The sequence below is a fragment of the Pseudoalteromonas fuliginea genome (genome assembly GCF_000690055.1).
GTDB classification, from domain to species: domain Bacteria; phylum Pseudomonadota; class Gammaproteobacteria; order Enterobacterales; family Alteromonadaceae; genus Pseudoalteromonas; species Pseudoalteromonas fuliginea.
In genome coordinates this window covers 1-9,333 of record NZ_JJNZ01000089.1, presented here as the reverse complement: position 1 = coordinate 9,333, position 9,333 = coordinate 1, and the positions used below count along the sequence as shown (strand labels likewise).

Below are 9,333 nucleotides of genomic sequence, written 5' to 3'. Positions count from 1 at the left end.
GCGGACGTAAATTCGCACCTACGGTTTGATGTATGTGGTAGGTGAGGTTTTACACCTCGCTTTTTAAACACCCAAGCTACGTTACATGAGCGGACGTAAATTCGCACCTACGGTTTGGTGTATGTTGTAGGTGAGGTTTTATACCTCGCTTGTTACTATCATTGTTTTAATAAATCCTTTAGCATCAGCGATATGTATATCTTGATATTTATATAGCAAACGTATCATGAAAATAGATTTAAGTGGTGTTTTAAGTACGGTAGTGCAGCGGCCTTGTTCGCACTTTGATGAGCGCCCTGATGAGGCTGATATTTCTTTATTGGTGATTCACAATATATCATTGCCAGCAGGGCAGTTTGGTACACCTTTCGTTGATGAGTTATTTATGGGTAGCATTAACTGTAATGCTCATCCGAGTTTTAGTGACTTAAAGAATTTACGTGTATCTGCCCATTGCTTTATTAAGCGCACCGGGAATGTTTTACAATACGTGCCATTTAATAAGCGCGCATGGCACGCCGGCTTATCTGAATTTGAAGGGCATGCGGCGTGTAACAATTTTAGCATTGGTATTGAGCTTGAAGGAACTGACACCACTCCTTATACTTTAATGCAATATAATGCGTTAGCTGTTTTGAGCAAGTCAATAATGCAACGCTATCCAAAAATAACGCCTTCACGTATTGTGGGGCACTGCGATATTGCTCCAGGGCGAAAAACCGACCCAGGTAGTAGCTTTAATTGGCAATTGTTTTTAAATATGCTTGAGCAATCAAGCTAAGAGAGTAACTACAATGATTTTGGTTTCTATAATAATTGCACTAATACTTGAGCGTCTAGGTGCTAGGTCTAATTATTGGCAAATAAGTTATTACGCAAATGGTTATTTAAATCGCTCTAATAAATTACTTGGTGATAAGGGCTTATTTAGCTCAACACCGGGGTTTTTTGTTTGGCTTGCACTCCCTGTTATAGCTATAGCGCTAGTTTATTGTTTGTCAGATTTTGTATTGTGGCAGTTGGGTATTAATATCGCGGTACTTTTAGTGTGCTTTGGTTGTGCTAAGCAGCGTGCTTTATACAAATCGTATTTAAATGCGTTAACGCGCGACGATGGTACTGCAGCATCTTTATATGCACTGCAAATAGGTCAAAAGCGTACCGATGATCAAGATGGTGGCGAGACTTTTGGGCAAACATTGGCGTGGGTAAACTTTAGATTTTATTGTGCGGTTATTTTTTGGTTTGTTGTTTTAGGCGCGCCAGGTGCGGTTTTATATGCATTAGTACGTACTTTAGCTGATTTAGTACGAGAAGATCATAAGGTAATATTTGCTAAGCGTTTTAAGCTTATACATAAACTATTGTTTTGGCTCGACTGGTTACCTGCACGTATTACCAGCTTTGGTTATTTAGTAATAGGTAACTTTAATAAAGGCACGAGCTGTTGGCTACGTTACGTACTTAACTTTAAATCTCCAAACCGAGAAGTCGTAACATGTACTGCACTGGCTGCAGAGCAAGTTGAAAAGCGTTATTACGGCTGTACCTACGAAGCCACTTGTATGATTAAGCTTGTTAAGCGCAATGTATTATTTTACTTAGTACTTATAGCACTACTTACATTATTTGGTGGGCTGTCTTAAGTTAATACCTTTTTAATAAAGTACCTTATGCAATGTAAGGTGCTTTAATCTCTTCCTGCAATTTTTAAACACAATAAAATAGAGCTAATATTCTAAATTCATCTGGTCAGACCAATTGTTTTCATCCTATTAACGTTATAACAATTTTTGTAAATTGCGCATTGTTTAATCTTCGTTCAAAATGCGTTACGCTACTTCCAACGTATAAACACACTGTAAATTGACAGCTATTAGGCTTTTTGATACCGTATTGAAAATTTTTGGTATGACCAATTTACCTTTTGGGTAAATCATACGACTTAAAGCCCCGTTTTGTGGGCTCTTGGTATTTATACAACGCGGACGTTGATTCATGTCTTTAAAGATTAAAGCAGCAAAATTATCTGATGTTATTTTACAGCAACTTGAGAACATGATTCTTGAAGGCTCGTTAGCACCAGGTGAAAAGTTGCCACCAGAGCGTGAACTAGCAAAGCAATTTGAAGTGTCTCGCCCGTCACTACGAGAGGCAATTCAAAAGTTAGAAGCGAAAGGTTTAGTTACGCGTCGCCAAGGTGGCGGCACGTTTGTAAAAAATCAGCTCGAAGAAGGGCTTACTGATCCACTTTTTGATTTGATTAGTAAACACCCTGAGTCGCAGTTTGATTTACTTGAATTTCGTCATGCATTAGAAGGGATTGCTGCTTACTACGCAGCACTGCGCGGGACCAGCAACGATTTTAGCAAAGTAAAGCAAAGCTTTGATGAAATTGCCTTAGTTAATGATGATTTACAGCAAAAAGCAAAAGCAATTAATGCATTTCACTTTAGTGTGGCTGAAGCTTCGCATAATGTCGTGTTATTGCATTTAGTTAGAGGTATGAAAGCGCTGCTTGAGCAAAATGTACTGCAAAATTTAACTGTTCTATTAAAAAAGTCAGATATTAGCAGTCAATTAGCCCAACACAGGCGTTTATTAATGGATGCCGTTATTGACGGTAATCCAGAACAAGCCCGTTTAGCAAGTAATGCGCACTTAGCATTTATAGAAGAAGCATTGCTTGAAGCAGGCAAAGAACATTCGCGAATTGAACGTAGTTTAAGACGCACTAAACAAAATTAAGTTAGTACATAATTACTTTGAACACACATTAAGTAGCTGTGATATTAAATTAACAATATTCGTATTTTAAACATAAGGAAACCTCCATATGTCTGAAGTCAATAAAATTGACGTAGACGCGCTAGAAACACAAGAGTGGTTACAAGCTCTTGAATCAGTTGTGCGCGAAGAAGGTGTTGAACGAGCTCAGTTTTTACTTGAGCAAGTATTAGAGCAAGCCCGTTTAGACGGCGTTGATATGCCAACGGGTATTACCACGAACTACGTTAATACTATTCCTGTAGATCAAGAACCTGCTTACCCGGGTGATGTAAATCTTGAGCGTCGTATTCGTTCAATTATCCGTTGGAACGCGATTATGATCGTTCTACGTGCATCTAAAAAAGATCTCGACTTAGGCGGCCATATGGCGTCTTACCAATCATCTGCTGCATTTTATGAAGTGTGTTTTAACCACTTCTTTAAAGCACCAAATGATGTAGACGGTGGTGACTTAGTTTATTACCAAGGTCATATTTCTCCAGGTATTTACGCACGTGCATTTGTTGAAGGGCGTTTATCGGCGGCACAACTAGATAACTTCCGTCAAGAAGTTGATGGCGAAGGCTTACCATCGTACCCTCATCCTAAGTTAATGCCTGAGTTTTGGCAGTTCCCTACGGTATCAATGGGCTTAGGTCCTATTTCATCAATTTACCAAGCACGCTTCTTAAAATACTTAGATGGTCGTGGCTTAAAAGACACTAAAAATCAGCGTGTATACGCGTTTTTAGGTGACGGTGAAATGGATGAGCCAGAGTCACGCGGTGCTATTTCTTTTGCTGCACGTGAAAAACTAGATAACCTTTGTTATTTAGTTAACTGTAACTTACAGCGCTTAGACGGCCCAGTTATGGGTAACGGTAAAATTATTCAAGAGCTAGAGGGCTTGTTTAAAGGCGCTGGCTGGAACGTAATTAAACTAGTATGGGGCAGCGGTTGGGATATTCTTCTAGCTAAAGACACAACGGGTAAATTACTACAGTTAATGAACGAAACTGTGGATGGTGATTACCAAACATATAAAGCGAAAGATGGCGCGTACGTACGTGAAAACTTCTTTGGTCGCTACCCTGAAACAGCTGCACTTGTTGCGGACATGACAGATGACGAAATTTTCGCGCTTAAGCGTGGTGGTCATGAATCGTCAAAACTATTTGCTGCATTTAAAAAAGCAGAAGAAACAAAAGGTCGTCCAACTGTAATTCTTGCTAAAACTGTAAAAGGTTACGGTATGGGTGAAGCAGCTGAAGGTAAAAACATTGCGCACCAAGTGAAAAAAATGGACATGTCGCATGTTGCACATTTACGTTCACGCCTTGGCCTTGATGACTTAGTATCTGAAGAGCAATTAAAAGAATTACCATACCTAGAGCTTGAAGAAGGTTCACCTGAGTACAAGTACTTACATGCGCGTCGTGATGAGCTTAAAGGTTACACACCTAAGCGTATTCCACGTTTTAGTGAAAAACTAGCATTGCCAGAAGTAGACGCATTCAAGCCGTTACTTGAAGAGCAAAAACGTGATATCTCTACCACTATGGGCTTTGTTCGTGCACTTAATATCTTATTAAAAGATAAGGGCATTGGTAAAAACATCGTACCAATTATTGCCGATGAAGCGCGTACATTTGGTATGGAAGGTTTATTCCGTCAAATTGGTATTTACAACCCACATGGCCAAAACTACACGCCGCAGGATCGCGATATTGTTTCTTACTATAAAGAAGCGACTTCAGGTCAAGTACTGCAAGAAGGCATTAATGAGTTAGGTGCTATGTCGTCATGGGTTGCTGCTGCAACTTCATACAGCACTAACGATTTGCCAATGATCCCATTCTACATTTACTACTCTATGTTCGGTTTCCAACGCGTTGGTGACATGGCATGGATGGCGGGCGATCAACAAGCACGTGGTTTCTTATTAGGTGCTACGGCGGGTCGTACAACGCTAAATGGCGAAGGCTTGCAACACGAAGATGGTCACAGTCATATTCTTGCTAATACGGTTCCTAACTGTATTTCTTATGACCCAACTTACGCGTTTGAAGTGGCTGTTATTGTACAAGACGGTATTCGTCGTATGTACGGTGATGACCAAGAAAATATTTACTACTACCTAACGCTTATGAACGAAAACTACCATCAGCCAGCTATGCCAGAAGGCGCTGAAGAAGGTATTCGTAAAGGTATTTATAAGCTTGAAAGTTACGCAGGTAAAAAAGCCAACGTACAGCTATTAAGCTCAGGTACTATTATGACTGAAGTACGTAAAGCCGCTACGATTCTAAGCGAAGAGTATGGCATTGCGTCTGACGTGTTCTCTGTAACGTCTTTCAACGAATTAACGCGTGAAGGTCAAGATGTTGAACGTTTCAACATGCTTAACCCTGAAAGCGAGCAAAAAACAGCATATATCACAAGCGTATTAAACGACTCTGTGACTGTTGCAGCAACGGATTACATGAAAAACTACGCAGAACAAGCGCGTTCATTTATTCCAAGCAGCAACTACAAAGTGCTAGGTACAGATGGTTACGGTCGTTCTGATAGCCGTGAAAACCTACGTCGTCACTTTGAAGTTAACGCGGGCTACGTTGTTGTTGCTACGTTATCTGAACTTGCTAAACGCGGTGAAGTTGAGAAGTCAGTAGTTGTTGAAGCACTTAAAAAGTTCAACATCGACACTAACAAACTTAACCCACTGTACGCATAAGAGGTTTGCAATGAGTATTGAAATTAAAGTACCTGATATTGGTGACGACGAAGTAGAAGTAACCGAAATATTAGTAAGCGTTGGCGACAAAGTAGATGTGGACCAATCACTATTAAATGTTGAAGGCGACAAAGCATCAATGGAAATACCTGCTTCGCAAGCGGGTACAGTGAAAGAGATTAAAGTAAACGTTGGCGACACCGTTACAACGGGCTCTTTAGTGTTTTTGTTTGAAGGCGAGAGTGAAGGCACTGGCTCGACTAATGCATCAGCCGCTGCTCCAGCTAAATCTGAAGAGGCAGCACCTGCTGCTTCTACAGGTTCTTCGACTAAAGAAGTAACCGTACCAGATATTGGCGATGACGAAGTTGAAGTAACTGAAATCATGGTTGCTGTTGGCGACACCGTTGAAGAAGAGCAATCTATCTTAAACGTGGAAGGCGACAAGGCAGCAATGGAAGTTCCAGCTCCATTTGCCGGTATAGTTAAAGAAATTAAAGTCGCCGCTGGCGATACAGTTGAAACAGGCTCATTAGTGTTTGTTTTTGAAGTAGCAGGAAGTGAATCTGCAGCACCGGCTAAAGAGTCGGCTCCTGTAGAAGCGCCAGCAGCTAGCTCAACAGCAAACGCAGCACCAAGTACTAAAGAAGTTAATGTACCTGATATTGGTGGCGATGAAGTTGAAGTAACTGAAATTATGGTTGCAGTTGGCGATACGGTTTCAGAAGATCAATCAATCTTAAACGTTGAAGGCGACAAAGCTGCAATGGAAGTACCAGCTCCATTTGCAGGTACAGTTAAAGAAATTAAAGTAGCCGCTGGCGATAAAGTATCGACTGGCTCATTAATTTTTGTATTTGAAGTTGCAGGCAGCGCGCCAGTAGCAGCACCTGCAGCGGCGGCTAAAACTGAGTCGGCTCCCGCTCAAGCAGCACCTGCAAAAGCAAGTAATGAAAGCTTCACAGAAAACAGCGCGTATGCTCATGCATCACCTGTTGTTCGCCGTTTAGCGCGTGAGTTTGGTATTAACCTAGCTAACGTTAAAGGCACTGGTCGTAAAAACCGTGTGGTTAAAGAAGACGTGCAGAACTATGTTAAAACACTGGTTAAGCAAGTTGAATCTGGTCAATTATCAGCAGGTAGTAATGCTGGTGGCAGCGAGCTTGGTCTAATTCCATGGCCTAAAGTAGATTTTGCTAAGTTTGGTGAAATTGAAGAGAAAAAACTATCTCGCATTCAAAAGCTATCAGGCAAAAACTTACACCGTAACTGGGTACAAATCCCACACGTTACACAGTTTGACGAAGCTGATATCACCAGTCTTGAAGTATTTCGTAAAGAGCAAAATGCACTTAGCGAGAAGAAAAAGCTGGGTGTTAAAATCACACCTCTTGTGTTTGTAATGAAAGCAGCGGCTAAAGCACTTGCAGACTTCCCAACATTTAACTCTTCACTGTCTAACGATGGCGAAAGTTTAATTCTTAAGAAGTACATTAACATTGGTGTTGCTGTTGATACGCCAAATGGTTTAGTAGTGCCAGTGTTTAAAGATGTTGATAAAAAAGGCATTATTGAATTATCACGAGAACTAATGGAAGTATCTGTTAAAGCCCGTGACGGTAAGCTTACATCGTCTGATATGCAAGGTGGCTGTTTTACTATTTCTAGCCTTGGCGGTATTGGCGGTACGGCATTTACGCCGATTGTTAATGCGCCAGAGGTTGCTATTTTAGGTGTATCTAAATCTGAAATGAAACCTAAATGGAATGGTAAAGAGTTTGAACCTAAACTAATGGTTCCACTTTCTATGTCATACGACCATAGGGTTATTGACGGAGCATTAGCTGCACGCTTTACTGTGACTCTTGCAAGTTACATGAGCGATATTCGCCAGTTGGTGATGTAACCAGTTTAGAAAAATTGGTATACGCAATAAAATAAATAGAATCAAATCCCAGCCAGTTGTTTTTAGCTGGGATTTTTACCATTTGCAATGATACAATCTTTGTACGAATTGCATCACTTTGTGCGCTGCTCACTCTTTCTGCCTTGCAGAAACATGGCAGTTAAATTTTAGGGCAGTGTCCCGTTCAAACAATTAAGGTAAAAGCATGAGCAACGAATTAAAAACTCAAGTTGTTGTACTAGGCGGTGGTCCTGGTGGTTATTCTGCGGCTTTCCGTGCTGCTGACTTGGGCTTAGAAGTTACATTAGTAGAATCTCGCGAAACATTAGGTGGCGTATGCCTTAATGTTGGTTGTATTCCTTCTAAAGCACTTTTACACGTAGCTAAAGTGATTGATGACGCAGCTGAAATGTCATCTCACGGTGTTACTTTTGGCGCACCAAAAATCGATCTTGACCAAGTTCGTACTTGGAAAGATTCTGTAGTTGGCCAGTTAACTGGTGGACTAGAAGGTATGGCCAAAATGCGTAAAGTGAAAGTTGTATCTGGATACGGCAAATTCACGGGCAGCAATACTTTAGTAGTTGAAGGCGCAGACGGCGCTACAACTATCACGTTTGATAACGCGATTATTGCAGCCGGTTCTAAACCAGTTAACTTACCTTTCATCCCACAAGATGACCGCGTAATTGATTCAACTGGCGCGCTAGAGCTTAAAGATGTACCAGAAAAGCTACTTGTATTGGGTGGTGGTATTATCGGTCTTGAAATGGGTACGGTATACCGTGCGCTAGGTTCTGCAATTGATGTTGTAGAATTTGCTGATCAATTAGTACCAGCAGCTGATAAAGACATTATCAAAATTTACCAAAAATACGTAAGCAAAAAATTCAACGTAATGCTTTCAACTAAAGTTGTTGGTGTTGAAGCTAAAGAAGACGGCTTATACGTAACGTTTGAAGGTAAAAACGCACCAGCAGAACCAGTACGTTACGACAAAGTACTTGTTGCAGTTGGCCGTACTCCAAACGGTAACTTACTTGATGCTGAAAAAGCGGGCGTAAACGTTGATGAGCGTGGCTTTATTAATGTTGATAAGCAATTACGTACTAATGTAAGCCATATTTTTGCAATTGGTGACTTAGTTGGCCAGCCTATGCTTGCGCATAAAGCGGTTCATGAAGGTCATGTTGCTGCAGAAGTTATTTCTGGTCAGAAGCATTTCTTCGACCCTAAATGTATTCCTTCAATAGCGTATACTGACCCAGAGATCGCTTGGGTAGGTGTTACTGAGAAAGAAGCAAAAGAGCAAGGCTTAAAAGTTGAAACTGCGGTATTCCCGTGGGCAGCATCTGGTCGTGCAATTGCATCTGCTCGTACTGAAGGTTCTACTAAACTTATCTTTGATAAAGAAAGTGGCCGTATAATCGGTGGTGCTATGATCGGTATTAACGCGGGCGAAATGCTTGGCGAAATCGGTTTAGGTATTGAAATGGGTGCAGATGGTGAAGACTTAGCGCTTACAATTCATGCTCACCCAACATTGAACGAATCAATCGGCCTTGCAGCTGAAATTTTTGAAGGTTCGATCACTGACCTACCAAACAAAAAAGCAGTTAAAAAGAAGTAATTTAACTCTTTAGCATTTGTTTGAAAAACCCAACTTAGGTTGGGTTTTTTTATGTCTGATTTTTAATTTGAGAGATGTTGAATTAATTTAATGATACCAATCTGCTTATATATGGGGTCTATTTAACGTTAAGAAAATTACGCTAGAACTAGGCAAAATTTTTTGTATCTAGTTGTTCTAAATAAAAAATTTTAACGAAGTTATAGTGCAATTTAATTCGTTAAATTGATCAAAGATTTATGCAGGTTGGTATTACTTATTCTTACATGGATGTAAGCCACTAGGGTAACGCAG

Annotated in this window: 6 protein-coding genes; all 6 read left to right on the top strand. The window is 40.6% G+C overall.

Annotated elements, in window-relative coordinates; all coding sequences use genetic code 11:
- The first annotated feature begins 226 nt into the window (after positions 1–226).
- The 6 genes from ampD to lpdA all read left to right on the top strand — a co-directional run bounded on the left by ampD (position 227) and on the right by lpdA (position 9,039).
- Positions 227–781: a 1,6-anhydro-N-acetylmuramyl-L-alanine amidase AmpD gene (gene ampD, locus DC53_RS01815; protein ID WP_008136808.1), complete on the top strand. Its 555-nt coding sequence runs from the start codon at positions 227–229 to the stop codon at positions 779–781.
- A 13-nt stretch (positions 782–794) separates the two neighbouring features.
- Positions 795–1,646: a beta-lactamase regulator AmpE gene (ampE, locus tag DC53_RS01820; RefSeq protein WP_033031936.1), complete on the top strand. Its 852-nt coding sequence runs from the start codon at positions 795–797 to the stop codon at positions 1,644–1,646.
- Positions 1,647–1,998: 352 nt separating this feature from the next.
- Positions 1,999–2,748, top strand: coding sequence for a pyruvate dehydrogenase complex transcriptional repressor PdhR (gene pdhR, locus DC53_RS01825; protein WP_002957764.1), 750 nt, complete (start codon positions 1,999–2,001; stop codon positions 2,746–2,748).
- Between the two features lie 88 nt (positions 2,749–2,836).
- Entirely contained in the window at positions 2,837–5,503 is a 2,667-nt protein-coding gene (gene aceE / locus DC53_RS01830) for a pyruvate dehydrogenase (acetyl-transferring), homodimeric type (protein WP_033031933.1), read from the top strand.
- Between the two features lie 10 nt (positions 5,504–5,513).
- Positions 5,514–7,409, top strand: a complete 1,896-nt coding sequence (gene aceF / locus DC53_RS01835; protein WP_033031931.1) for a pyruvate dehydrogenase complex dihydrolipoyllysine-residue acetyltransferase — start codon at positions 5,514–5,516, stop codon at positions 7,407–7,409.
- Positions 7,410–7,614: 205 nt separating this feature from the next.
- Positions 7,615–9,039 (top strand): dihydrolipoyl dehydrogenase, encoded by a 1,425-nt coding sequence (gene lpdA, locus DC53_RS01840; RefSeq protein WP_007378726.1) that lies wholly within the window; start codon positions 7,615–7,617, stop codon positions 9,037–9,039.
- Positions 9,040–9,333 lie beyond the last annotated feature (294 nt).